Below are 24,588 nucleotides of genomic sequence, written 5' to 3'. Positions count from 1 at the left end.
GTCGTGAACATCGAGTTGACCAGCCGCTGATTGAACGGCGGCAGCGCATCGGAGAACGCAGCGTCCAAGTGCAGCGCCTGGGTATTCATCGTCAACGTCGTGAACAGCACATTGTCGGCTTCGGTGATCGTCCGGCCGGGACGGTGCAGATAGCGCACACCGGTTTCGAACTCCTCGAACCACAATCCGCGCTGCACTTGGACGCTGCGTTCTCCGATGCGCTGCCGCCGTTCAATCAGCGGCTGGTCAACTCGATGTTCACGCTGTCGACACTGGTCGGCCTATCGGTCGCACAACTGACGCAGGGGACGATTGTCGGCAACCTCGGATTCTCCGAAATCGCGTTTCCTAAACCGCTGTTCCACGGCGACACGCTATATGCCGAAACCGTGATCACCGAGAAGCGGGAATCCAAGAGCCGGCCAGGGGAGGGCATCGTGACGTTCGCGCACACCGGACGCAATCAGCACGGAGATGTCGTCGCCACCGCGACCCGCAAGACCATGGTGCGGATGCGGCCGGCCGAGGATGGCGGCTGATGGGCCTGCAGAACCCCGGGCCCGCGTGGCTGTTCTGTCCGGCGGACCGTCCGGAGCGGTTCGAAAAGGCTGCGGCCGCAGCCGATGTCGTGATCCTCGACCTCGAGGACGGGGTGGCTGCCGCCGATAGGCCGGCCGCGCGTCAAGCGCTCGTCGACGTCCCGCTCGATCCCGCGCGCACTGTGGTGCGGGTCAACCCATTCGGCACCGCCGACCAGCAACCCGACCTCGAAGCGTTGGCACGTACCCGCTACGACACCGTGATGTTGCCCAAATGCGAAGCGCCCGAACAGGTCGGCGCGTTGTCGCCGCGCGACGTCATCGTGCTGGTCGAGTCACCGCTCGGCGCGCTCAGGGTCACCGAGAACGTTCGCGTCGACAATGCTGTGGCGGTGATGTGGGGCGCCGAAGATCTGTTCGCTGTGCTCGGCGGCACCAACAACCGCTATCCGGACGGTAGCTACCGCGAAGTGGCGCGCCACGTCCGTTCGCATTCGCTGCTGGCGGCCAAGGCATACGGCCGGCTTGCGCTCGACTCGGTCTATCTCAACATCAAAGACCTCGAGGGGCTACGCGCCGAGGTCGACGACGCCGTCGCGGTTGGCTTCGACGCCAAGGTTGCTATCCATCCCAGCCAGGTCCCGGTGATCCGCGACGGCTATGCGCCCTCGGCCGACCAGGCGCAGTGGGCGCGTCGCGTCCTGGCCGCCGCCGCCGATAACCGCGGCGTGTTCGCATTCGACGGTCTCATGGTGGACGCGCCGGTCCTGCGGCGAGCGGAGCGGATCGTGAAGCTGGCGGACGACTCCGGCTCGTAGCAGTCCCGGTCACTCGGAGTCGGCTTGCAGCACCACCATCGCCCGCGCCTCGACGCGAACAGTGCCGCCAGCGGTAATCGGCTCCTGCTCTTCGCCATTCGGGGCCAAGGTGGCAGTATCGACGACCGGTATCCAGGCCTGGCCGTATTCCGGTGGCGGCAGCGTGAACTCTATCGGTTCGTGGTGCGCGTTGAAACACAGGAAAAATGAGTCATCGGTCACCCGCTGCCCACGACTGTCAAGATCGGGCAGGCCCAAGCCGTTGAGGTAGACAGCGATGGACTTACCGAACCCGGACTCCCAGTCCTCGTCGCTCATTTCCGATCCGTCAGGTTGCAGCCACGAAATGTCGGGTAGCCCTTCGGCGCCGCGACGCCGTACCGGCAACCCGTTGAAGAACCGGCGGCGGCGAAACACCGGGTGAGCGGTGCGCAGCGCGGAGACCTGACGCGTGAAGTCAACCAGCTCGGTGTCCGCCTTATCCCAATGAACCCAGGTGAGCTCATTGTCCTGGCAGAAGCCGTTGTTGTTGCCATTCTGAGTACGGCCCAGCTCGTCACCGTGGGAAATCATCGGAACGCCTTGCGACAACAGCGTTGTCGCCAGAAAGTTGCGCTGCTGACGAGCACGTAGCGCGTTGACTTCGGGATCGTCGGTGGGGCCTTCGACACCACAGTTCCAGGACTTGTTGTTGCTCTCGCCGTCGTTGTTGTCTTCTTTGTTGGCCTCGTTGTGTTTCTCGTTGTAGGAGACCAGGTCTCGAAGCGTGAAGCCGTCGTGGGCGGTGACGAAGTTAATCGAAGCCACCGGGCGCCGGGCAGTGTGTTCGTAGAGATCCGCCGAGCCAGTCAGCCGAGACGCGAATTCGTCAAGTGTCGCCGGCTCGCCCCGCCAGTAATCGCGAACGGTGTCGCGGAACTTACCGTTCCACTCGGTCCACTGCGGTGGGAAATTACCCACCTGGTAGCCGCCCGGTCCCACGTCCCACGGCTCGGCGATCAACTTGACCTGACTGACCGTCGGATCTTGTTGGACCAGTTCGAAAAACGCTGACAGTCGGTCGACGTCGTAGAACTCGCGGGCAAGTGTCGAGGCGAGGTCGAACCGGAAACCGTCGACGTGCATCTCGGTGACCCAGTACCGCAACGAGTCCATGATCAGTTGCAGTGTGTGCGGATGTCCCACGTTGAGGCTGTTGCCGGTTCCGGTGTAGTCCATGTAGTACTGCCGGTCGTCATCGACCAGCTGGTAATAGCCGGCATTGTCGATCCCGCGCATCGACAACGTCGGACCCAGATGGTTGCCCTCGGCGGTGTGGTTGTAGACGACGTCGAGTATCACCTCGATACCGGCTTCGTGCAGGGCGCGGACCATGGCCTTGAACTCTTGCACCTGACCGCCGGGGGTGGTGCTGGAGGTGTACTTGAAATCAGGTGCGAAAAACCCAATCGTGTTGTAGCCCCAGTAGTTTGACAAGCCCTTGTCCACCAGCGTCGAGTCGTTCGCAAAGTGGTGTACCGGCATCAGCTCGATAGCGGTAATCCCCAGGCTCTGCAGATGCTCGATGATCGCCGGGTGCGCGATACCGGCGTAGGTGCCGCGCATCCGCTCGGGAATGTCGGGATGCAGCTGTGTGAGGCCCTTGACGTGCGTTTCGTAGATGACTGTGTCGGCGTACTCGTGGCCCGGCGGTCGGTCGGCACCCCAGTCGAAGAACGGGTTGATCACCACGGCCTTGGGCATGTGCGGCGCGGAGTCGTCGTCGTTGCGGCTGTCGGGATCGCCGAAGTTGTAACTGAACAGCGACTGGTCCCACTCGAAGTTGCCGTCGATCGCCTTGGCGTACGGGTCGATCAGCAACTTGTTCGGATTGCATCGGTGCCCGGCGGCCGGGTCATACGGCCCGTACACCCGATAGCCGTAGTGCTGACCCGGTTCGACTTCGGGCAAAAAGCCGTGCCAGACGAACCCGTCCACTTCGAGCAACGCCACCCGGGACTCCACGCCGTCGCCGTCGAACAGGCACAGTTCCACCTTCTCGGCGACCTCGCTGAACACCGCGAAATTGGTGCCCGACCCGTCGTACGTCGCGCCCAGCGGATACGCCTTGCCGGGCCACTGCTCCCAGGCAGTAGCCGCCCCCTGCTGGCCGACTGAGTCGATAGTTTCCGCCATGGTGTCCCTCCCGGCCGTTGCAAAAGGCGTCGCGGCCACTCGGACAATATTGGCCGGGGCCTGTCGTGGTGCGCGGATTAAGCGGTTACCCGCGCCGCGCCGCCGCCAACCGTGCGGCGAACTCCGGCGACCGAATGGAGTTGGCCTGCGGGCCGAGCTCGGTGCGTTTGGCGGCCTCATGCTGCTCGTCGTCAACCGAACCCGGGCTGGCGGTGGCGCGCATCGTGGCCTTGGTCTGCAGCACGACTTCGCGCGGGGCAGATGCGGGTCCGGCGGCCAACTCCAGCGCGGCAGCCACTGGATCATCGGCAATGCTCAGCGCCAACCCATGGCGCACAGCGGATTCCGCGTCGAAACGCATTCCGAACAGCAACGCAGCGCGGGCGACCTGTGGACCGACCGCCCGTTGCAGCATCCAGGTCGCACCGCCGCCGGGGTGCAGTCCCAGCTTCTGGAAACGGGCGTCGAACACCGCGGCGGGCCCGGCGATGCGCACGTCGGCGGCCAGCGCCAGGTTCAGTCCGGCACCGACAGCCGCGCCGTTGACCGCCGCGATCGTGGGCAGCGTGCATTTGCCGACGGCCATGAACCCGTCGTAGATCTGCAACAGTCCTTCCTCGGCCGCCTCGCCCAGGGCGGTCAGGTCAGCTCCGGCGCAAAATGCCTTGCCGGCGCCGGTGACGACGACGGCGTGCACGTCCGGGTCGGCCTCGGCCCGCTCGACGGCGGTCCGGAGCTGCGCGGACATCGCGGCGGTGACGGCGTTGCGCCGGTCGGGATCGTTGACGGTAATCAGCGCGACGCGATTGTCGACGGTGTAACGCACGAGATCGGGCACAGGGCACCTCCGTGGGTTGGATCTGGGCGCCTCAAATGCCCCAGTTGTCACATCAGTGGCGGGTCGGCGCCCCCGGCAGGACTCGAACCTGCGACCACAAGATTAGAAGTCATGCGCTCTGTCCAGCTGAGCTACGGGGGCCGGAAAAGTTTTATGCCCAGGTCAGTGTATCCAACCGCCCAAAAAGCTCGGCCCGGACACGCAACGCCGCGCGAAATCCCCTGGGCGGGAACGACGATTCGCTAGTGTGTGAGCCGCGACACACGTACGCTACCGATGGCCTCAAGCAGCCGGGGCGGCGACGCGTACGGCCGATTGCGAGGAGCGGCGGTGTTATGAGCATGGCCACGACGGTGACGACTCGGTGCTCGCGGGCCGGTGCCGAAGCGCTGCGACAGGGACGGGAGCTGGCGGCCGTCCCGATCGACGCCTATCGCACCGGAGCGCTGCTGCTGCGCGGGTCCCCATCGCTGTTGGGCTGGTTCGCGGGCTGGTTGTCGGCGGAGTTCCCGCCGCACGTGGTGACCGGACACGCGCTGTCGGGGGTGACTCCACTCTCGGTGGGCCGGGTCGCGACGACGTGGGCGGCCCAGCGGGCCGACCACATCTTGGGCGCGGCGCTCGAGGAGTCTTTCGGGCCGAATTTCCGCAACTTGGTGTCCCACCCCGTCACCGACCGGCCCGAATGTGCCCGCCGTGGCGTGCTGCACGTGGCGGGGCATCGCCGCCGTTACGCGGCCAAGACATCGAATATCGCCTACGGTCCGGGAGGCCGCCACAATTTGCTGGACATCTGGCGTCATCCCGACTTGGCGGAAGGATGCCGCGCTCCGGTCCTGATCCAAGTCCCGGGTGGCGGGTGGACCATCAACGGCAAACGGGGCCAGGCCTATCCGCTGATGGGCCGGCTGGTCGAACTCGGCTGGATCTGCGTGTCGATCGATTACAGCAAGAGCCCGGGCAAGGCCTGGCCGGCCCACATCATCGACGTCAAGCGGGCGATCGCGTGGGTCCGCGACAACATCGCCGACTACGGCGGCGACCCGAACTTCATCGCGCTCACCGGTGGCTCCGCAGGCGCTCACCTGGCTTCGTTGGCGGCGCTCACCGCTAACGACGGGCGGCTGCAACCCGGGTTCGAAGACACCGACACCACGGTTCAGGCAGCCGCACCGTACTACGGCGTCTACGATTTCACCGACACCGCGAAAATGCATGAGCTGATGCTGCCGTTTTTGGAGCGCTTCGTTATGCAAAAGCGCTATGCCGCCGACCCGGGACTGTTCGAATCCGCGTCGCCGATTTCGCACGCGCACAATGGCGCTCCGCCGTTTTTCGTCTTGCACGGCGAAAACGACTCGTTGATTCCCCGGTCGCAGGCTCAGACTTTTGCGGCGGCGTTACGCGATGCGGGGGCCCGCACCGTGTGCCACGCCGAGTTACCCAACGCTCACCACGCCTTCGATACGGTGGGAACGGTCCGGTCACAGCTGGTGGCCGACGCCGTGGCCGACTTTTTCGGTGTTGTCTACGGGCGCTATCTGCGCTCCCGCAGACGTGTTTTGCGCAAACGGGTTACACCGGCGGCCCCAATCTCCCGCCGCGCGACTGGCTGAATTACCAATTCGTCCGCCCGCCAGGCTATTTCGTTTGCAATTCCGTCGGTATTCATTCCGGTGAGCCGATCCGCACATTCGGCTACCGCTGCCGCGCCAACCGGACTAGCGTTGTGTGAGCGTGTGAAACGGAGGGTGGAGTGGCAAAGCCAGGGCTGACGCGTCGAACTGGGGGTGGGCAGGGTGGCTGAGTCGGTCGACGCTGCCGGATTGCCCACCGCGCTGGGCGCGGTCGACTATCTGCTGCATCGCGGAGAAGCCAACCCACGGACCCGCTCGGGCATCATGGCGCTGGAAATCCTCGACACCACCCCGGACTGGGAGCGTTTTCGGACCCGATTCGAATATGCCTCCCGGCGCGTATTGCGGCTGCGGCAGAAAGTCGTCGTGCCGACGTTGCCGACGGCCGCACCGCGCTGGGTGGTCGATCCCGATTTCAACCTGGACTTCCATGTGCGACGGATGCGCGTCGCGGCGCCGGGAAGCCTGCGGGAAGTGGTCGACCTCGCCGAGGTGATGCTGCAGTCGCCGATGGACATCGCGCGCCCGCTGTGGACCGCGACGCTGATCGAGGGCCTGGCCGATGGACGGGCGGCCACCCTGCTGCATCTGTCGCACGCGGTCACCGACGGTGTCGGCAGCGTGGAGATGTTCGCGCACATCTACGACCTCGAGCGGGATCCGCCGGCCACGCCTGCGCCGCCGCAACCCATTCCGCAGGATCTGTCTGCCAACGACCTGATGCGCGAAGGCATCAACCAGCTGCCCGGAGCAGTGGTCGACGGCGTGCGGGGCGCGCTGTGGGGAGCGGCGTCGATGGTCGGCCGGACGGTACTGCGCCCAGCGTCGGCACTGGCCGGGGCGCTGAGCTACGCCCGCTCGGGGGTCCGGGTGATGAGCCGGGCCGCCGAACCGTCGCCGCTGCTGCGCCGGCGCAGCCTGGCCACCCGCACCGAGGCGCTCGACATCCCGCTGTCGGATCTGCACCGAGCCGCCAAGGGGGGTGGGGGCTCGATCAACGACGCCTACCTCGCCGGCCTGTGCGGGGCGCTGGGCCGCTACCACGAAGCCCTCGGCGTGCCGATCGCCACGTTACCGATGGCGGTACCGGTGAACTTGCGCGCCGAAGCTGATCCCGCCGGCGGCAACCGGTTCACCGGGGTCAACCTCGCTGCACCGGTGGGAACGGCCGATCCGGTGGCCCGGATGCGCAAGATCCGCGCGCAGATGACGCAGCGCCGCGAGGAGCCGGCCATGGACATCATCGGGTCCATCGCACCGGTGCTCAGTGTCTTGCCTTCGCCGTTGCTGGAGTCGATGACCGGCTCGGTGGTCAGCGCCGACGTGCAGGCCAGCAACCTGCCCGTCTATCCGGGTGACACCTACATCGCTGGCGCAAAAGTGCTGCGCCAGTACGGCATTGGCCCCCTGCCGGGGGTGGCGATCATGGTGGTGCTGATCTCGCGAGGCGGGATGTGCACGATCACCGCGCGTTACGACCGGGCCGCCGTCCGGCATGAGGAACTGTTCGCCCGCTGTCTGTTGGAGGGTTTCGACGAGATCCTCGCGCTGGCCGGCGAGCCTGCGCCGCACGCGGTGCCCGCCTCCTTCGCCGCCGCGTCTTCTGAATCGAGCCGATCGGCATCGGGCTCATGACCCGCGCCGGCGACGATGCAGAGCGAAGCGATGAGAAGGAGCGCGCCGAATGACCGCGGAGGACCGCTCGTCGCGAAAGACGCCCCGTGATCTTCGGCTGCCGGGATCGGTGGCCGAAATCATGGCCAGCCCGCCCGGCCCCAAGATCGGCGCGTTCTTCGACCTGGACGGAACCCTGGTCGCCGGATTCACCGGCGTGATCTTGACCCAGGAGCGTTTCCGGCGACGCGAGATGGGCGTGGGTGAGCTGATCGGCATGATCCAAGCCGGCCTGAATCACCAGCTCGGCCGCATCGAGTTCGAGGAACTCATCCTCAAGGCCTCCTCGGCGCTGCGCGGACGCCCGATGAGCGATATGGAAGAAATCGGCGAGCGGTTGTTCGCCCAGAAAATCGAGAGCCGGATCTATCCGGAGATGCGGGAATTGGTGCGCGCGCACCAAGCTCGCGGTCACACCGTGGTTCTCAGTTCATCGGCGTTGACCTTGCAGGTCGAGCCGGTGGCCCGGTTCCTCGGCATCCCCAACACGTTGACGAACAAGTTCGAGACCGACGAGAACGGGGTGCTCACCGGCAGTGTGGTGAAACCGATTTTGTGGGGGCCGGGCAAGGCCACGGCTGTGCAAGGGTTTGCCGCCGAGCACGACATCGACTTGAAAGACAGCTACTTCTACGCCGACGGCGACGAGGACGTCGCGTTGATGTATCTGGTCGGCAACCCGCGGCCGACCAATCCCGAAGGCAAGATGGCCGCTGTTGCCCGTCGGCGCGGCTGGCCGATCCTGCGGTTCACCAGCCGCGGCGGCGGTGGGATCACGGGGCCGCTGCGCGCGCTGGTCGGCATCGGCTCGATGGTCCCGGTTGCCGCCGGTGCGGTCGGGATCGGTCTGCTGACCCGCAGCCGGCGCCGCGGCGTGAACTTCTTCACCTCGACCTGGTCGCAGCTGTTGTTGGCGGCCAGCGGCGTAAACCTCAACGTTGTCGGCGGCGAGAACTTGAGTGCCCAGCGGCCTGCGGTGTTCATCTTCAATCACCGCAACCAGGCCGACCCGATCATCACCGCGGCGCTGGTGCGCGACAACTGGGTCGGTGTCGGAAAGAAGGAATTGGCCAGCGACCCGGTCATGGGCACGCTCGGCAAACTGCTGGACACGGTCTTCATCGACCGCGATGATCCCAACGCTGCGGTGGAGATGCTGCACGAGGCCGAAGAGCGCGCCAAAAGCGGGCTTTCGATCGTGATTGCGCCCGAGGGCACCCGGCTCGACACCACGACCGTGGGGCCGTTCAAAAAGGGCGCCTTCCGCATGGCGATGGCGGTAGGGATTCCCATCGTCCCGATCGTGATCCGCAACGCCGAGGTCGTCGCCGCCCGAAACTCCAGCACGATGAATCCGGGCACGGTCGATGTCGCTGTCTTCCCGCCCATTTCGGTGAGTAACTGGACGCTGGATACTTTGCCGGACCGGATCGCCGAGGTTCGCCAGCTGTATTTGGACACGCTGGCCGACTGGCCCGTCGACAAGCTCCCCGAAGCCGCGTTGTACAGCCAGATAACCAAGGCCGCGCCCCGCAAGCGTGCGACAAAGCCCCGCAAAACGCCCGCCAAGAAGGCGGCGAAAGCTGAGCCTCAACCACGCGCACCGCGGCCGAAAGGACGATCGTGACATCGGTGGCCGCCGATCCCAGCGCATTCACCACGACCGACGACACACTGGTGTTGGCGTCGGTGTCTTCACCGATCGAAGCGGATCTTGTTGAGCGCTGGCTGGATGGACAGCGCGCCCGCCACCCTGAAACCAAAATCGTGGTGCTACGGCTGCCCCCGCGCAACGCGCAGCCCGCCGACTACGCGCAGCTCGTCGAACAGCTCGAGATCGACGAGGACCGGTCGATCGTGCCGGTGCGGGTGTTCTGGATGCCGCGGGCCGACGCGTCGGCCTTGAGTCGCGTGTCGGCGCTGCTGCCGGGACGCGACCCGTATCACCCCAACGAGCGTCAGCAGCGGCAGATCGTGCGCTCGGAACCTTCACGTGCCCGCGTGGTGGCCGGCGAATCGGCGAAGGTCTCCGAGCTGCGTCAGCAGTGGCGGGACATCACCGTGGGCGAAAATCCACGGGATTTCGCGCACTTCGTCACCCGCCGCGCGCTGCTGGCGATGGAACGCGCCGAATACCGAATTCTGGGACCGCAATACAAATCTCCGAGACTGGTACGGCCGGAGATATTGGCCTCCGCGCGTTTTCGCGCCGGGCTGGAGAAGATCCCTGGGGCCACGGTCGAGAAAGCCGGCGAAATGCTGGACGAGCTCGCCACCGGGTGGAGCCGGGTGTCCGTCGATATGGTCTCCGTCCTGGGCCGGATGCTCAGCCGGGGTTTCGATCCAGAAATCGACTACGACGAGTACCAGGTAGCGGCGATGCGTACCGCGCTGGAAACCCATCCGGCGGTGCTGCTGTTCTCGCACCGCTCCTACATCGACGGTGCGGTGATGCCGGTGGCGATGCAGGAAAACCGGCTTCCCCCAGTACATGTCTTCGCCGGCATCAATCTGGCCTTCGGTGTGATGGGCCCGTTGCTGCGTCGCTCCGGCGTCATCTTCATCCGGCGCAACATCGGCAATGACCCGTTGTACAAATACGTGCTCAAAGAGTATGTCGGCTACGTCGTCGAGAAGCGATTCAACCTGAGCTGGTCGATCGAGGGCACCCGCTCGCGTACCGGCAAGATGCTGCCGCCCAAACTCGGACTGATGAGTTATGTAGCCGACGCGTATCTGGACGGCCGCAGCGACGACATTCTGCTGCAAGGGGTTTCGATCAGCTTCGACCAACTGCACGAGACCGCCGAATACGCCGCCTATGCGCGCGGTGGCGAAAAACGGCCCGAGGGTTTCAGCTGGCTGTACAACTTCATCAAAGCCCAGGGTGAACGCAACTACGGCAAAATCTATGTCCGCTTCCCCGAGGCCGTTTCGATGCGGCAGCATCTTGGGCCACCGGGCGGCCCGATAGCGCAAGACGAAGCCGCCAGACGCCTTGCCCTGCAGAAGATGTCGTTCGAAGTGGCGTGGCGGATCCTGCGGGCAACCCCGGTGAACGCCACCGGACTGGTGTCTGCGCTGCTGCTGACCACCCACGGCGTGGCGTTGACGCTCGGCCAGCTGCACCACACCCTGCAGGATTCGTTGGACTACCTCGAGCGCAAACAAACCCCGGTGTCGACCAGTGCGCTGCGGCTACGCACACCGGAGGGTGTTCGCGCGGCGGTGGACGCGCTGTCCAACGGGCATCCGGTTACCCGTGTGGACGGCGGCCGAGAACCGGTGTGGCGCATCGCGCCCGAAGACGAGCACGCCGCGGCGTTCTACCGCAACTCGGTGATCCACGCCTTCCTGGAGACCTCGATCGTCGAACTGGCGCTGGCCCATGCCGGGCACGCCGACGGCGATCGGGTGGAGGCGTTCTGGAAACAGGCCATGCGGCTGAGAGACCTGCTGAAGTTCGACTTTTACTTCGCCGATTCAGCGTCGTTCCGGGACAACATCGCCGAAGAGATGGCGTGGCATCAGGATTGGGAAGCTCACGTCGCGGCGGGTGGTGACCGGATCGACGCGATGCTCTTCGAGAAGCGGCCGCTGATGTCGGACGCCATGCTTCGGGTCTTCTTCGAGGCGTACGAAATTGTCTCCGACGTGCTGCGCGACGCCCCGGCAGATATCGGTGAGAAAGAACTGACCCAATTGGCGCTCGGTGTCGGTCGCCAATACGTCGCGCAGGGCCGAGTCAGCAGCAGCGAACCGGTGTCCACGTTGTTGTTCGCCACCGCCCGACAGGTGGTCGCCGATCAGCAGCTGTTGGAGCCGGCGGCGGACCTGGCTGAGCGGCGCAACGCGTTCCGGCGCGAGTTGCGGGCAATTTTGCACGACTTCGACCACGTGGCGCAGATCGCACGCCACCAGTTCGTCGCTCGTGAAGCCGAGGCCCGGCGGCGCGCGGCGAGCTGATTCTGGATGGCCGGACGCCTGGCGAAATTACCCGGCCACCCGCTTCTACCCTGTATCCATGACGGATGCGGCGGTTGGTGGCCGGCGACGCGCTACCGTGTGGCCGCTGCTGGTCGGCGTCGCTGCCCTGGCCGGCTGCACGGCCGCCGGTCTCGCGGCGTTGTCGCTGGCCGATGCGCTGATCGCGACCGGACTGCCTGATCCGGGCCCGGGGACCACGCTGGGGCTGCCGTTTGTCCGTGCCGCCGGGGAGATTGCCGCAGTCCTGGCGGTCGGGTCGTTTTTGTTCGCGGCATTCATGGTGCCGCCGCAGGACAGTGGCGTGCTCGACGCAGACGGCTATCGCGCGCTGCGGTTGGGCACCGTGGCGTCCGGTGGGTGGGCGGTGTGTGCGGCGCTGCTGGTCCCGCTGACCATTTCCGACGTGTCCGGTCAGCCGCTGTCCGCTCACCTCAACCCGTGGACACTCTGGTCGCTAGCGGGCCTGGTCAACACGGCGGACGCTTGGCGGTGGACCGCGGTGATCGCCGCCGCGGTGATGCTGGCCAGTCTGGCGGTGCTGCGCTGGTCATGGACGCCGCTGCTGCTGGGCGGGTCCTTGGTGACGCTGGTCCCGCTGGGCCTGACCGGACACTCCTCGGCGGGAGGGTCGCACGACCTGGCCACCAACAGCCTGCTGATTCACCTCGTCGCCGGCGGCCTGTGGGCCGGGGGCCTGTTGGTGCTGGTGGCCCATGCCATGCGCGACGGCGGGCACGCCGCTCTGGTGGCGCGGCGGTTTTCCGCCTTGGCCTTGTGGTGTTTTGCTGCAATGGCGCTCAGCGGCGTCGTCAATGCTCTCGTGCGGGTTGTTCCGTCGGATCTGATGACCACCGACTACGGGCGGCTGGTGCTCGCCAAGTTCGTCGCGCTGTGCCTGCTCGGTGTCGTCGGCTGGCGGCAGCGACGCACCGGAGTCGCTGCGCTGCAAAAAGATCCGAACGCGCGAAGCGCGCTGATCCGGCTGGCGCTGATCGAGGCCGCGGTGTTCGGCATGACCTTCGGGATCGCCGTCGGCCTGGGTCGCACACCGCCGCCACCGCCGCCAATCGTCAGACCGTCGATACCTGAGGTGGCGATCGGATACGACTTCGCCGGACCGCCCACTCCCGTACGGGTGTTGTTCGACTGGCGCTTCGACCTGATCTTCGGCACCGCGGCCATCGTGCTTGCGGCGCTGTATGTGGCCGGCGGGCGTCGGCTGCACCGCCGCGGCGACAGCTGGCCGCACGGCCGCACGCTGGCCTGGCTGCTGGGCTGCGGGTTGCTGCTGTTTGTGACGTCCTCGGGGGTGGGCCGATACATGCCGGCGATGTTCAGCATGCACATGGCAGCCCACATGCTGTTGTCGATGCTGATTCCGATTCTGCTGGCACTGGGCGCTCCGGTCAGCCTCGCCCTGCGGGCACTGCCGGCCGCGGGGCGCGGTGAGCCGCCCGGTATGCGGGAGTGGCTGTTGGCTGCGTTGCACAGCAGGTTGTCGCGGTTCCTCACCAACCCCGTTGTCGCCACCGTGTTGTTCGTTGCCGGGTTCTACGGGCTGTACTTCGGCGGCATCTTCGACGCCGCGGCCGGCAGCCATGTGGGCCACGTCTTGATGAATGTGCACTTCCTGCTCAGCGGCTACCTCTTCTATTGGGTGGTGATCGGCATCGACCCCACCCCGCGGCCGATCCCGCCGCTGGCCAAGGTGGCGGTCGTTTTTGCGTCGTTGCCGCTGCACGCTTTCTTCGGGGTGGTGTTGATGGGCACCCGCGACATTCTCGGCGAAAGCTTCTACCGTTCGCTGCAGCTGAGTTGGCACAACGATCTGCTCGGCGACCAGCGACTCGGGGGTGGAATCGCTTGGGCGGCAGGCGAAATGCCGCTGGTGATCGTGATGATCGCGTTGCTGGTGCAGTGGAGCCGCAGCGATCAGCGCACCGCCAAGCGGCTGGACCGCGCCGCCGAACGAGACGACGACGCCGAGCTGGCCGCCTACAACGCGATGCTGGCCGAACTGTCCCGCCGCGACACCTCCGGTCAGCGCTAGTCGGCTACTCCCGTAGCCCGGCCTCGACGATGGCGTGCGCCTCCTGCTCGGTTTTGACCGACGGTCCGGAGCCCGGTAGGCGCTTGCCGGCCACCTCCGGGGTAAACCACACCGCGACCACGCCAACCACACCCGCGGCCATCAGGATGTAGGCCGGCACCATCACTCTGCCGGTGCCGGATACCAGGGCCTCGGCGATCAGCGGCGTGGTACCGCCGAAAGCCGATACCGAGATGTTGAACCCGATAGCCACCGCGAAGTTACGCACATTGGTGGGGAAGAGGGCCGGCAGCGTGGACGGCGTGACACTGCTGAAGCACAGCAGCATCATCCCGATGAGCATCACCCCGACCAGCCGTTCCGCATAGCCGGTGCCGTGGCGGATCAGGAGGAATGCCGGGATCGACGCGACAATGAGTAGCCCACACCCGGTCCACAGGATCGGTTTGCGGCCGATGCGGTCGGACAGCTTGGCGACCGACACCACCGCCACCAGCATCATGGCCAGCACCACCACGATCATCAACAGGCCGGTGCTGCCGCTGATGCGCCCGACCTGCTTGAAATACGTGGGCAAATACCCGGTGAGCATGTAATTGGTGACGTTCTCCGCCAGTACCAACCCCATGACGATCAACAGCGACTTCCGATGCTGCACGACCGTCTGCTCGAATTGTTGCCAGCCCCCCTTACCGGCCTCGCTCTCGCTCTCGGTCATCTGCTCGTAGGCCGGCGACTCCTCGATGCGCAACCGCATGAACAGGGCGACGAGGGCCAACGGAACCCCCAACAGGTAGGGGATACGCCAGCCCCAACTCAGCATGTCGGCGATCGGCAGTTGCGTCTGCAAACCCGTCACCACTGCCGCGCCGACCACATACCCGCTCAGCGTGCCCAGCGGCAGGAACCCGGCCAGGGTGCCGCGGCTGCGGTCTGGCGCGTGTTCGCTCACATAGGTCATCGCGCCGACGTACTCGCCGCCGGTGGAGAACCCCTGCAGGACTCGCGTGACGATGAGCAGGACCGGCGCCCAAATGCCGATGTTCTCGTAGCCGGGAAGCAAACCGGTCACCGTGGTGCCTACTGCCATCAGCGTGACCGTCATGACCAACACCTTTTTGCGGCCAATCCGGTCACCCAACGAACCGAAGACAACCCCGCCGAACGGCCGCACGGCGAACGCGGCCGCCAGCGTGCCGAAGGTGGCGATCAGACCGACTGCGCTGGAGCTGTCGGTGGGGTAGAACACCCGCGCGATCGTGGTGGCCAAGAAGCCGTAGATGCCGAAGTCGTACCACTCCATGAAATTGCCGATCGCGGTGCCGACAATCGATCGGCGCATGGCAGCCGGATCAGAAACCCGGATCTCGTCGCGGGCCCACTTCCGCTGGTGAGTGTGTTCATCGCTGTCTCGTCGGCTTGTGGTAGCCACCGCAAGACGGTATATCACACGCCTGGCACGCCCAATTCCTCGACATTCCAGGTGAATACCGCAGCGACCAAAGCGGCGTGCACCGGCGCTGGAGGTGCCCCCTACGATGTCTGGCATGCCCAGGCTTCTAGCCGTGCCGGCCGTTGCAAGCGCCCTTGTCGCCCTTGTCGCCGGCTGCGCTCCCGCGTCCCCGCCGCCGTCGACGTCACCGTCGCCGCTGTCATCGTCGGCGTCGTCGTCTCCGTCGTCGTCATCGCCGTCGAAGCAGGCCGACGATCCGCTGCCCGACCCGGCGGCATTACTCAAGGAGTCCAGTACGACCACCAAGGACCTCAAGAGCGTGCACCTGGTGCAGTCGGTGGCCGGCAAAATTGCGGAGATGCCGGTCAAGAGGTTGGAGGGCGACCTGTCTCGGGAGCCCGCCCCCGCGGCCAAGGGCAACGCCAAGATCACGATCATGGCCGCGGAAGTCGAGATCGCATTTGTCGAATTCGACCGCCGCCTCTATGTGGCGCTGCCCGGTGAGGGCTTCAAAGATTACGGGCCGACGTCCAACGTCTACGACGTCGCCGCGATGCTGGACCCAAACACCGGGCTGGCCAACATGATGTCGGACTTCATCGATCCCAAGGCCGAAGGCCGCGAAACCGTCGGCGGCCAACAAACCATCCGGGTTTCCGGCAAGGTCACCGCCGACGCGGTGAACAAGATCGTCCCACTGGACACCACCAAGCGGATGTCGACCACGGTTTGGATTCAGGAAAGCGGAGACCACCAGCTCGTGCAGGCCATGCTGGGACCGAGCAAAGACGACTACATCGAGATGTTCTTCTCGAACTGGAACGTACCGGTCACCGTCGACAAGCCGGCGCTGGCGTGATCGCCGGCTGACGGTTTGGCAATGTCGTTGCGGCGTCGCTGCTAGCGGTGTCTCATCCCCAGACGCCACTTTCTCCACAGCCGGCGCCATGTGCGGCCCGTGATCCGGCCGGAGTGTCGCGCTGCCGGCGCTCAATGTGAGCAGCGCCGGCGGGATCACACCGAGCGACCGCCGCAATCAGGAAAGGGATGAGCAATGTTCGAAACGCCGCTGACCGTGGTCGGGAATATCGTCAATGACTTACAACGCCGCCAGGTCGGCGACCAAGAGGTGATCAAGTTCCGCGTCGCGAGCAACTCGCGCCGACGTGGTCCCGACGGCACCTGGGAGCCCGGCAATTCACTGTTCGTCACCGTCAACTGCTGGGGCCGGCTGGTCACCGGCGTGGGTGCGTCGCTGCGCAAGGGTTCGGCAGTGATCGTCGCCGGTCACGTGCACACCAGTGAATACGAGGACAAAGAGGGCATCCGCCGGTCGTCGCTGGAAATGCGGGCCACCGCCGTCGGCCCCGATCTGTCCCGGTGCATCGCGCGGGTGGAGAAGACGGTGGCCGCAGAAACCGACGCGTCATTGCAGCCCGAGGCCAATTCCGATGACGAGACCCGCGGTGCAGATGCCCAACCCGACGCGGGGATCGGGCTGCCGCTATCGGCGTAGTCGGCGTTGCTGCAGCGATTACCTAGGATGGGCCACGAGCACTCGAAGACCAGAGAGGTAACACTGCTGCATGGCTGAGTTCATCTACACGATGAAAAAGGTCCGCAAGGCGCACGGCGACAAAGTCATCCTCGACGACGTCACTCTGAGCTTTTTGCCCGGAGCCAAGATCGGCGTCGTGGGCCCCAACGGGGCGGGCAAGTCGAGCGTCTTGCGGATCATGGCCGGCCTGGACAAACCCAACAACGGGGATGCTTTCCTGGCCACCGGCGCCACCGTCGGCATCCTGCAACAGGAGCCGCCGCTGAACGAGGAGAAGACCGTTCGCGGCAACGTCGAAGAGGGGCTCGGAGAACTGAAAGTCAAGCTCGACCGGTTCAACGAGGTCGCCGAGCTGATGGCCACCGACTACACCGACGAGCTGATGGAGGAGATGGGCCGGCTGCAAGAAGAGCTCGACCACGCCGGCGCCTGGGACATCGACTCCCAGCTCGAGCAGGCCATGGACGCGCTGCGCTGCCCGCCGCCCGACGAGCCGGTCACCCACCTGTCCGGCGGTGAGCGGCGTCGGGTGGCGTTGTGCAAGCTGCTGCTGTCCAAACCCGACCTGCTGCTGCTCGACGAGCCGACCAACCACCTCGACGCCGAAAGCGTGCAGTGGCTCGAACAGCACTTGGCCAGCTACGCCGGGGCGATCTTGGCGGTCACCCACGACCGCTATTTCCTCGACAACGTCGCCGAGTGGATCCTTGAGCTCGACCGGGGCCGCGCCTACCCGTACGAGGGCAACTACTCCACCTATTTGGAGAAGAAGGCCGAGCGGCTGGCGGTGCAGGGCCGCAAGGACGCCAAGCTGCAAAAGCGCCTGCAAGACGAGCTGGCCTGGGTGCGTTCGGGCGCCAAGGCACGGCAAGCCAAGAGCAAGGCGCGGCTGCAGCGCTACGAGGAAATGGCCGCCGAGGCGGAAAAAACCCGCAAGCTCGACTTCGAGGAGATCCAGATTCCGCCCGGCCCGCGGCTGGGAAACGTGGTCGTCGAGGTCGAACACCTGGACAAGGGCTTCGAAGGCCGCCCGCTGATCAAGGATCTGTCGTTCACGCTGCCACGCAACGGCATCGTCGGTGTCATCGGACCCAACGGGGTGGGCAAGACCACGCTGTTCAAGACCATCGTCGGCCTCGAGCAACCGGACAGCGGCACCGTCAAGGTCGGCGAGACCGTCAAAATCAGCTACGTCGATCAAACCCGCGCGGGGATCGACCCCAAGAAGACCGTGTGGGAGGTCGTCTCTGATGGCCTCGACCACATCCAGGTCGGGCAAAGCGAGATCCCGTCTCGTGCCTACGTTTCGGCCTTCGGCTTCAAGGGCCCCGACCAGCAGAAGCCGGCCGGGGTGCTGTCCGGCGGCGAACGCAACCGACTCAACTTGGCGCTGACGCTCAAAGAAGGCGGCAACCTGATCCTGCTCGACGAGCCCACCAACGACCTCGACGTCGAGACGTTGAGCTCATTGGAGAACGCGTTGGAGAAATTCCCCGGCTGCGCAGTGGTGATCTCACACGACCGCTGGTTTTTGGACCGCACCTGTACGCACATCCTGGCGTGGGAGGGCGACGCCGACAACGAGGCCAAGTGGTTCTGGTTCGAAGGCAACTTCGGTGCATATGAGGAAAACAAGGTCGAACGGCTCGGCGTCGAGGCGGCACGCCCGCACAGAGTGACCCACCGAAGGCTCACTCGGGACTAATGTCGGCGGCAGCAGGCTGGTAGGCGTGCTGAGTCAGGAGCCGTCGGCATGACGATTGACCCAGGGGGGAAACCCGAACATCCGGGCCCCGGCAATCGGGGCTATCCCCACCCCGGGTCGCCGGCACGTGCGGCACCGCCGGCAAGGCAGAACTTCCATCTGCCGGCCGGCTGGACCGAATTCGGCGGAGCGGACGACGTTCCGTACTGGATTCCGAAGGCGTACACCGCTACCTACCGCGGTCCGCACGGCGACGCGCCCGACACCGACCGGCAGTTCGCCGATACCGCCGTCATCAGCCGGGCCGCTGCCGGCGCGGTGACGCCGGCGATGCTGACTGCCCATTTCCACTTGGCGCAGCACCGCCGCCCCGGCGAAACCCGGGTGGCGGTCTATCCGGCCGACGATCGCGCGGGGTTCGGCCCCGCGATGCAGGTGGTCACCGAGTACGGCGCCATGCTGATGGACTCCGTCGCGGTCCTGTTGCACCGGCTCGGGGTGGCATATGTCGGCCTCATGAACCCGGTGTTCGCGGTGCGCCGCGACGCCTCCGGTGATCTGGTGGGCGTCGCAGCGAGCACCGCCGAGGCCGCGCAGGGCGATGCCCACCAGATCAATGAGATGTGGATCCACATCCAGCTCGCGCCGTCGGCTCACCGCAAAGCCCTCGCTGAGGCTGAACGCCTGCTCCCCAACGTGATGGCCGACGTCCGCCAGGTCGCGGCCGATTCCACGGCGATGACCGCGACCCTCAACGGACTGGCCGGCAACGTCGAAACCGACCGGGACGGACGCTTTTCGGGCCCGGACCGCCGTGAGGTTGCCGCCCTGTTGCGCTGGTTGGCCGACGGACACTTCATCCTGCTGGGCTACCAACGTGGCCCGGTGCTCGACGGCCAGGTGTCGGTTGACGAATCAGCGCGACTGGGTGTGCTGCGGCTGCGCAAGGCGTCGCGGTCCCGGTTGAGCGACGACGACAAGCTGCTGGTGCTCGCCCAGGCGACCGTCCCCAGTTATGTGCGTTTCGGTGCTTACCCGTACATCGTCGTCATCCGGGAGAATGCCGGGAATCGCGTGGTCGAGCATCGCTTCGTCGGACTCTTCACCGTCGCCGCCATGAACGCCAACGTGCTGGAGATCCCGTTGATTGCCGGGCGGGTGCAGGAGGCGCTCGCGTTGTCCGAACGCGACCCCAGCCATCCGGGCCAGTTGCTGCTCGACATCATCCAGACCGTGCCGCGTTCGGAGTTGTTCGCCCTGGACGCCCAACGGCTGCTGAGCATGGCGATGGCCGTCGTCGATCTCGGGTCGCGGCGGCGGGCACTGCTGTTCCTGCGTGCCGATCGACTCGGGCAACTCGTGTCCTGTCTGGTGTATCTGCCTCGCGACCGCTACACCACCGCGGTCCGATTGGAAATGCAGGACATTTTGGTCCGCGAATTCGGTGGCAGCAGCCTCGAATACACCGCCCGAGTCAGCGAGGCGCCATGGGCGCTCGTGCATTTCGTCGTTCGGCTGCCGGAAGCATCCGCCTCATCGGACGTCGACACCTCCGAGGCCAACCGCGTACGCATCCAGCGCCTGCTGACCGAGGCCACCCGCACCTGGGGTGACCGATTGCTCGGGGCCGTGCAAAGCGGCTCCATCGCGCAGCGCGAGGCGGAGCACTACGCGGCAGCCTTCCCGGAGGCATACAAACAGGCCATCGCCCCCGCCGACGCCATCAAAGACATCGCCGTCATCGAATCGTTGAGCGACGATTCGGTCAAGCTGGTGTTCTCCGACCACGACGACGGCGACGGGATCGCGCTGCTGACATGGTATTTGGGCGGCAGGACGGCGTCCCTGAGCCGACTGCTGCCGATGCTGCAATCGATGGGCGTGGTGGTGCTCGAGGAGCGGCCGTTCACCGTCGCCCGTTCCGACGGATTGAAGGTGTGGATCTACCAATTCAAGATCTCGCCGCATCCCACCATCTCCCTGGCGTCGGAAGGCCCTGAGCGCGAAGCCGCCGCACAGCGATTCGCCGATGCGGTGACTGCGATATGGCAGGGACGCGTCGAGATCGACCGATTCAACGAGCTGGTGCTGCGCGCCGATCTGACCTGGCAGCAAGTCGTGGTGCTGCGCAGCTACGCAAAGTATCTGCGACAGGCGGGTTTTCCCTACAGCCAGCCGCATATCGAATCGGTGCTCACCGAGAACCCGCACACCGCAGGCGCGCTGGTGGCGCTCTTTGAGGCGTTGTTCGATCCGGATCCGTCCAGTTCGCCGAAGAGCCGAGATGCCCAATCGGCGGCTGCGGCTGTCACCGCGGACATTGACGCGCTGCAAAGCCTCGACACCGACCGCGTTCTCCGCGCGTTCGCCTCGCTGATTCAGGCGACGTTACGAACCAACTACTTTGTGACACGGCAAGATTCGGCTCGAAGCCGAAACGTGCTCGCGCTCAAGCTCGACGCCCAGCTGATCGACGAGCTGCCGCTGCCGCGTCCGAAGTTCGAGATCTTCGTGTACTCGCCCCGGGTGGAAGGCGTGCACCTTCGCTTCGGCTACGTGGCACGCGGCGGGCTGCGCTGGTCAGACCGTCGAGACGACTTCCGTACCGAAATCCTGGGCCTGGTCAAGGCGCAGGCAGTCAAGAACGCCGTCATCGTGCCGGTCGGCGCCAAGGGCGGCTTCGTCGTCAAACGGCCGCCGTTGCCCACCGGTGACCCCACCGCGCACCGAGACGCCAGCCGCGAGGAGGGGGTGGCCTGCTACAAACTGTTCATCTCGGGGCTGCTGGAGATCACCGACAACGTCGACCACACCACCGGTGAGGTCAGCGCCCCGCCCGAGGTGGTGCGTCGCGACGGTGACGACGCCTACCTCGTGGTGGCCGCCGACAAAGGCACCGCCGCATTCTCCGACATCGCCAACGACCTCGCCAAGTCGTATGGGTTCTGGCTGGGCGACGCATTCGCCTCCGGCGGCTCGGTCGGTTATGACCACAAGGCCATGGGCATCACCGCCCGCGGTGCCTGGGAGGCGGTCAAGCGCCACTTCCGCGAGATGGGTGTCGACACGCAACACGAAGACTTCACCGTCGTGGGGATCGGCGATATGAGTGGCGACGTGTTCGGTAACGGCATGCTGCTGTCCAAACACATCCGGTTGGTCGCCGCCTTCGACCACCGCCACATTTTCCTCGACCCCGACCCGGACGCGGCGACCTCATGGGAGGAACGCCGGCGACTGTTCGAGCAGCCCCGCTCCAGCTGGGATGACTACGACACATCGCTGATCAGCGAGGGCGGCGGCGTCCACAGCCGTGAACACAAAACCATCCCGATCAGCGAGCAGGTCCGCGCCGCGCTGGGAATCGAGGACGACGTCACCGAGATGGCGCCGCCGAGTCTGGTCCGCGCGATTCTCAAAGCACCGGTGGACCTGCTCTACAACGGCGGAATCGGCACCTACATCAAAGCCGAAACCGAGTCGGACTCCGACGTCGGCGACCGGGCCAACGATCTGGTGCGGGTCAACGCGAACCAAGTGCGCGCCAAGGTCATTGCCGAGGGCGGAAACCTCGGCGTCACCTCCCTCGGCCGGGTCGAGTTCGACCTGTGCGGCGGTCGGATCAACACCGACGCAATGGATAACTCAGCCGGTGTGGACTGCTCCGACCACGAGGTCAACATCAAGATCCTGGTCGACACGGCGGTCACTGCCGGCAAGGTCAAGCCTGAGGAACGTACCGAGCTGCTCGAGTCGATGACCGACGAAGTCGCCGAGTTGGTGCTCGCCGACAATATCGACCAGAACGACTTGATGGGCACCAGCCGGGCCAACGCCGCCAGCCTGCTGCCGGTTCATGCCGACCAGATCAGATACCTTGTGGCAGAACGCGGTTTGAACCGCGAACTCGAGGCCCTGCCGACGGAGAAGGAAATCCACCGGCGCGCCGAGGCCGGGTTGGGGCTCACCTCACCGGAACTGGCGACGCTGATGGCACATGTCAAACTCGTACTCAAAGACGAGTTGCTGGGCACCGACCTGCCGGATCAGGAAGTGTTCGCTTCACGGTTGCCGCAGTACTTTCCGTCGGTGCTGCGGGAGCGGCTGGGCGCCGAGATCCGCTCGCATCAGCTACGCCGCGAGATTGTCACCACGATGCTGATCAACGATTTGATCGACATCAGCGGCATCACCTACGCCTACCGCATCACCGAAGACGTCGGCGTGAGCCCAGTCGACGCCGTCCGCACCTATGTCGCAACCGACGCGATTTTCGGGGTGGGGGAGTTGTGGCGCCAGATCCGGACGGCCGGCTTGCCCGTCTCGCTGTCGGACCGCATGACGCTGGATACTCGCCGGCTGATCGACCGGGCCGGACGTTGGCTGCTCAACTACCGGCCCCAGCCGCTGGCAGTCGGCGCCGAGATCAACCGGTTCGCCAAGAAAGTACGCGCCTTGTCGCCGCGGATCTCGGAATGGTTGCGCGGCGACGACAAAGCGATCGTCGAGAAGGAAGCTGCCGAATTCATCTCGCAGGGCGCCTCTGACGAGCTGGCCTACCGCGTCGCCACCGGTTTGTACCGGTACAGCCTGCTCGACATCATCGACATTGCGGACATCGACGACCGGGACGCCGCGGAGGTCGCCGACACCTACTTCGCGTTGATGGACCGCCTCGGTACCGACGGGCTACTGACCGCGGTCTCTGAGCTGCCCCGCAAAGATCGCTGGCATTCGTTGGCGCGCTTAGCCATTCGTGATGACATCTATGCTTCGCTGCGGGCACTGTGTTTCGACGTCCTGGCTGTCGGCGAGCCCGACGAGAGCGCCGAAGAAAAGATCGGGGAGTGGGAACACACCAGCGCGTCGCGGGTCGAGCGGGCACGTCGTACGCTCACCGAGATCTATGAAAGCGGCGACAAGGACCTGGCTACGCTGTCGGTGGCCGCGCGTCAGATTCGGCGCATGACACGTACTAGCGGACGGGGATCATCGGGGTGACCAATGGTTTTGTCGCACCTGTGCCGGTGCGGTGGTCGGACATCGACATGTACCAGCACATCAACCACGCCACCATGGTCACCATTCTCGAAGAGGCTCGCGTGCCGTTTCTGCGCGAACCTTTCGGCGCCGACATCACCACCATCGGGCTGCTGATCGCCGACGTGCGGGTCACCTACAAAGATCAGCTGCGGCTGGCGGATTCGCCGCTTCAGGTGACCATGTGGGTGAAGCGGCTGAGAGCGGTGGATTTCACCGTCGGCTACGAGGTGCGCTCGGTCAACGCCGATCCGGCCTCCAAACCCGCGGTGGTGGCCGAAACACAGCTCGCCGCAGTCCACATCGACGAGCAGCGGCTGGTGCGGCTCACGTCGCACCATCGGGAGTATTTGCAGCGGTGGCAGCGGTAGCCGAGTGCGGACTGTGGTTGGGCCCAAAGTCCTTGGTAGCGGACGAGATACCGCTCGCGCGCCGCTGCGGACACGAAAAAGCCAGCGATACGATGAACACTCATGTTTCACCGTGGGCACGGCTTTGGCTGCTGGTGCGAGAAGCGTACGCATGCGACCTTCCGAGACAACCGCGGGTGCAGTGGTTACCCGCGTCAGAGTCATCATTCGAGGTCGAACGCAGCGCTGATTGCTTGCGATAGAGCCGCTTCCTGATGTGGCAAAAGGTAGCCGATGTGGCGGCCTATCGCGTCGGTGGGGATGGTAGTGATGTTGTCGCAGCTGACAACTGACGTCTGTTGAAGCCCATTCTCAACGCCCACGACCGCTTCGGTGGATAGGCCGCGAATGGCCCCGGTGATGGGAGCAATCGTCACACGCATGAGGTGGGGGCGGACGAGTTCGCGAGTCAAGATCACAACCGGCCGCGTCTTATCGAGATGAGCGAGATGGATGGGCCGCATCAGTCGATGTCAGTGGCCAGCTTGGCGGCAAATTGGGCGAGTGCGTCGAGGTCCCGGTCGGGTTCGGTAGCCGTGAGTATGGCGGCGTCACGAGCAGCGATCTGGCGGCGTCGCTCTCGCTCGAGGGCACGCAGCACGACCGCGGCACGGCTCGTTGCCCGCTTCTCGCTGACCTCCCGATCGAGGAACGCGACCACTTCGTCGGGTAGCCGGACGGCGATCTGTGTGCTCATACCATAA

Annotated in this window: 17 protein-coding genes, 1 tRNA gene and 1 pseudogene; 12 read left to right on the top strand and 7 right to left on the bottom strand. The window is 65.4% G+C overall.

The genetic code is table 11. The features are described from left to right. On the bottom strand, nucleotides 1–197 hold a 197-nt coding region (locus A5707_RS21490), incomplete at its 3' end, for a MaoC/PaaZ C-terminal domain-containing protein (protein ID WP_419866462.1). On the opposite strand from A5707_RS21490, the pseudogene A5707_RS21485 reads away from it, so the two are divergent. Next, nucleotides 186–539, top strand: a pseudogene (locus A5707_RS21485) (MaoC family dehydratase); the annotation flags it as partial. The gene A5707_RS21490 and the pseudogene A5707_RS21485 overlap by 12 nt on opposite strands. After that, nucleotides 539–1,357: an HpcH/HpaI aldolase/citrate lyase family protein gene (locus tag A5707_RS21480; protein ID WP_065016452.1), complete on the top strand. Its 819-nt coding sequence runs from the start codon at nucleotides 539–541 to the stop codon at nucleotides 1,355–1,357. The pseudogene A5707_RS21485 and the gene A5707_RS21480, both read left to right, overlap by 1 nt. A 9-nt stretch (nucleotides 1,358–1,366) precedes the next feature. Here A5707_RS21480 and glgX read toward each other — a convergent pair whose 3' ends face one another. The 3 genes from glgX to A5707_RS21465 all read right to left on the bottom strand — a co-directional run bounded on the left by glgX (nucleotide 1,367) and on the right by A5707_RS21465 (nucleotide 4,511). Beyond that, nucleotides 1,367–3,532 carry a glycogen debranching protein GlgX gene (gene glgX, locus A5707_RS21475; RefSeq protein ID WP_065016451.1) on the bottom strand — a complete coding sequence of 722 codons (2,166 nt, stop codon included), beginning with the start codon at nucleotides 3,530–3,532 and terminating at the stop codon, nucleotides 1,367–1,369. 85 nt (nucleotides 3,533–3,617) lie between these two features. Then, nucleotides 3,618–4,370, bottom strand: a complete 753-nt coding sequence (locus A5707_RS21470; RefSeq protein WP_065016450.1) for an enoyl-CoA hydratase — start codon at nucleotides 4,368–4,370, stop codon at nucleotides 3,618–3,620. A gap of 67 nt (nucleotides 4,371–4,437) precedes the next feature. Continuing rightward, a tRNA-Arg gene (locus A5707_RS21465) sits at nucleotides 4,438–4,511 on the bottom strand. A 194-nt stretch (nucleotides 4,512–4,705) separates the two neighbouring features. On the opposite strand from A5707_RS21465, the gene A5707_RS21460 reads away from it, so the two are divergent. The 5 genes from A5707_RS21460 (at nucleotide 4,706) to A5707_RS21440 (ending at nucleotide 13,718) form a co-directional block, all read left to right on the top strand. Continuing rightward, nucleotides 4,706–5,986, top strand: a complete 1,281-nt coding sequence (locus A5707_RS21460; protein WP_065016449.1) for an alpha/beta hydrolase — start codon at nucleotides 4,706–4,708, stop codon at nucleotides 5,984–5,986. 183 nt (nucleotides 5,987–6,169) lie between these two features. After that, a complete protein-coding gene (locus A5707_RS21455; protein ID WP_065016448.1) occupies nucleotides 6,170–7,642 on the top strand; it encodes a wax ester/triacylglycerol synthase family O-acyltransferase in 1,473 nt (490 codons plus the stop codon). Between the two features lie 49 nt (nucleotides 7,643–7,691). Next, nucleotides 7,692–9,308: an HAD-IB family hydrolase/lysophospholipid acyltransferase family protein gene (locus A5707_RS21450; protein ID WP_065016447.1), complete on the top strand. Its 1,617-nt coding sequence runs from the start codon at nucleotides 7,692–7,694 to the stop codon at nucleotides 9,306–9,308. Then, a complete protein-coding gene (locus A5707_RS21445; RefSeq protein ID WP_065016446.1) occupies nucleotides 9,305–11,647 on the top strand; it encodes a glycerol-3-phosphate 1-O-acyltransferase in 2,343 nt (780 codons plus the stop codon). Before A5707_RS21450 ends, A5707_RS21445 begins: the two co-directional genes overlap by 4 nt. A 58-nt stretch (nucleotides 11,648–11,705) precedes the next feature. Then, a complete protein-coding gene (locus tag A5707_RS21440; RefSeq protein WP_065016445.1) occupies nucleotides 11,706–13,718 on the top strand; it encodes a cytochrome c oxidase assembly protein in 2,013 nt (670 codons plus the stop codon). A gap of 4 nt (nucleotides 13,719–13,722) precedes the next feature. Here A5707_RS21440 and A5707_RS21435 read toward each other — a convergent pair whose 3' ends face one another. Then, nucleotides 13,723–15,060: an MFS transporter gene (locus tag A5707_RS21435; RefSeq protein WP_065016444.1), complete on the bottom strand. Its 1,338-nt coding sequence runs from the start codon at nucleotides 15,058–15,060 to the stop codon at nucleotides 13,723–13,725. A 205-nt stretch (nucleotides 15,061–15,265) separates the two neighbouring features. Between A5707_RS21435 and A5707_RS21430 the strand changes: the two genes are divergently transcribed. From A5707_RS21430 to A5707_RS21410, 5 genes are all read left to right on the top strand, one after another. Beyond that, nucleotides 15,266–16,030, top strand: coding sequence for an LppX_LprAFG lipoprotein (locus A5707_RS21430; RefSeq protein ID WP_082969612.1), 765 nt, complete (start codon nucleotides 15,266–15,268; stop codon nucleotides 16,028–16,030). Between the two features lie 195 nt (nucleotides 16,031–16,225). Then, the gene (ssb, locus tag A5707_RS21425) at nucleotides 16,226–16,687 is read left to right on the top strand and encodes a single-stranded DNA-binding protein (protein ID WP_065016443.1); all 462 of its coding nucleotides are present in this window, start codon (nucleotides 16,226–16,228) and stop codon (nucleotides 16,685–16,687) included. A 70-nt stretch (nucleotides 16,688–16,757) separates the two neighbouring features. Further along, a complete protein-coding gene (gene ettA / locus A5707_RS21420; protein WP_065016442.1) occupies nucleotides 16,758–18,434 on the top strand; it encodes an energy-dependent translational throttle protein EttA in 1,677 nt (558 codons plus the stop codon). Nucleotides 18,435–18,482: 48 nt separating this feature from the next. Next, nucleotides 18,483–23,435, top strand: coding sequence for an NAD-glutamate dehydrogenase (locus tag A5707_RS21415; RefSeq protein WP_082969611.1), 4,953 nt, complete (start codon nucleotides 18,483–18,485; stop codon nucleotides 23,433–23,435). Then, nucleotides 23,432–23,845, top strand: a complete 414-nt coding sequence (locus tag A5707_RS21410) for an acyl-CoA thioesterase (protein WP_065016441.1) — start codon at nucleotides 23,432–23,434, stop codon at nucleotides 23,843–23,845. Before A5707_RS21415 ends, A5707_RS21410 begins: the two co-directional genes overlap by 4 nt. Before the next feature lie 203 nt (nucleotides 23,846–24,048). Here the strand turns inward: A5707_RS21410 and A5707_RS21405 are convergent, their stop codons facing one another. Both A5707_RS21405 and A5707_RS21400 read right to left on the bottom strand, forming a co-directional pair. After that, on the bottom strand, nucleotides 24,049–24,348 hold the full coding sequence (locus A5707_RS21405) for a type II toxin-antitoxin system PemK/MazF family toxin (RefSeq protein ID WP_065016440.1): 300 nt from the start codon (nucleotides 24,346–24,348) through the stop codon (nucleotides 24,049–24,051). After that, on the bottom strand, nucleotides 24,348–24,581 hold the full coding sequence (locus tag A5707_RS21400; RefSeq protein ID WP_065016439.1) for a YlcI/YnfO family protein: 234 nt from the start codon (nucleotides 24,579–24,581) through the stop codon (nucleotides 24,348–24,350). Before A5707_RS21400 ends, A5707_RS21405 begins: the two co-directional genes overlap by 1 nt. Nucleotides 24,582–24,588 lie beyond the last annotated feature (7 nt).

Source organism: Mycobacterium kyorinense, assembly GCF_001672775.1.
GTDB lineage: Bacteria > Actinomycetota > Actinomycetes > Mycobacteriales > Mycobacteriaceae > Mycobacterium > Mycobacterium kyorinense_A.
This window is presented reverse-complemented; position numbering and strand designations above follow the sequence as displayed.

What these genes read in the sequence shown, in the direction of transcription:
- A5707_RS21480 (WP_065016452.1), top strand. Translation starts at nt 539, where the DNA reads ATGGGCCTGCAGAACCCCGGGCCCGCGTGGCTGTTCTGTCCGGCGGAC.
- glgX (WP_065016451.1), bottom strand. Translation starts at nt 3,532, where the DNA reads ATGGCGGAAACTATCGACTCAGTCGGCCAGCAGGGGGCGGCTACTGCC.
- A5707_RS21460 (WP_065016449.1), top strand. Translation starts at nt 4,706, where the DNA reads ATGAGCATGGCCACGACGGTGACGACTCGGTGCTCGCGGGCCGGTGCC.
- A5707_RS21450 (WP_065016447.1), top strand. Translation starts at nt 7,692, where the DNA reads ATGACCGCGGAGGACCGCTCGTCGCGAAAGACGCCCCGTGATCTTCGG.
- A5707_RS21440 (WP_065016445.1), top strand. Translation starts at nt 11,706, where the DNA reads ATGACGGATGCGGCGGTTGGTGGCCGGCGACGCGCTACCGTGTGGCCG.
- A5707_RS21435 (WP_065016444.1), bottom strand. Translation starts at nt 15,060, where the DNA reads ATGCGCCGATCGATTGTCGGCACCGCGATCGGCAATTTCATGGAGTGG.
- A5707_RS21430 (WP_082969612.1), top strand. Translation starts at nt 15,266, where the DNA reads ATGCCCAGGCTTCTAGCCGTGCCGGCCGTTGCAAGCGCCCTTGTCGCC.
- ssb (WP_065016443.1), top strand. Translation starts at nt 16,226, where the DNA reads ATGTTCGAAACGCCGCTGACCGTGGTCGGGAATATCGTCAATGACTTA.
- ettA (WP_065016442.1), top strand. Translation starts at nt 16,758, where the DNA reads ATGGCTGAGTTCATCTACACGATGAAAAAGGTCCGCAAGGCGCACGGC.
- A5707_RS21415 (WP_082969611.1), top strand. Translation starts at nt 18,483, where the DNA reads ATGACGATTGACCCAGGGGGGAAACCCGAACATCCGGGCCCCGGCAAT.
- A5707_RS21405 (WP_065016440.1), bottom strand. Translation starts at nt 24,348, where the DNA reads ATGCGGCCCATCCATCTCGCTCATCTCGATAAGACGCGGCCGGTTGTG.
- A5707_RS21400 (WP_065016439.1), bottom strand. Translation starts at nt 24,581, where the DNA reads ATGAGCACACAGATCGCCGTCCGGCTACCCGACGAAGTGGTCGCGTTC.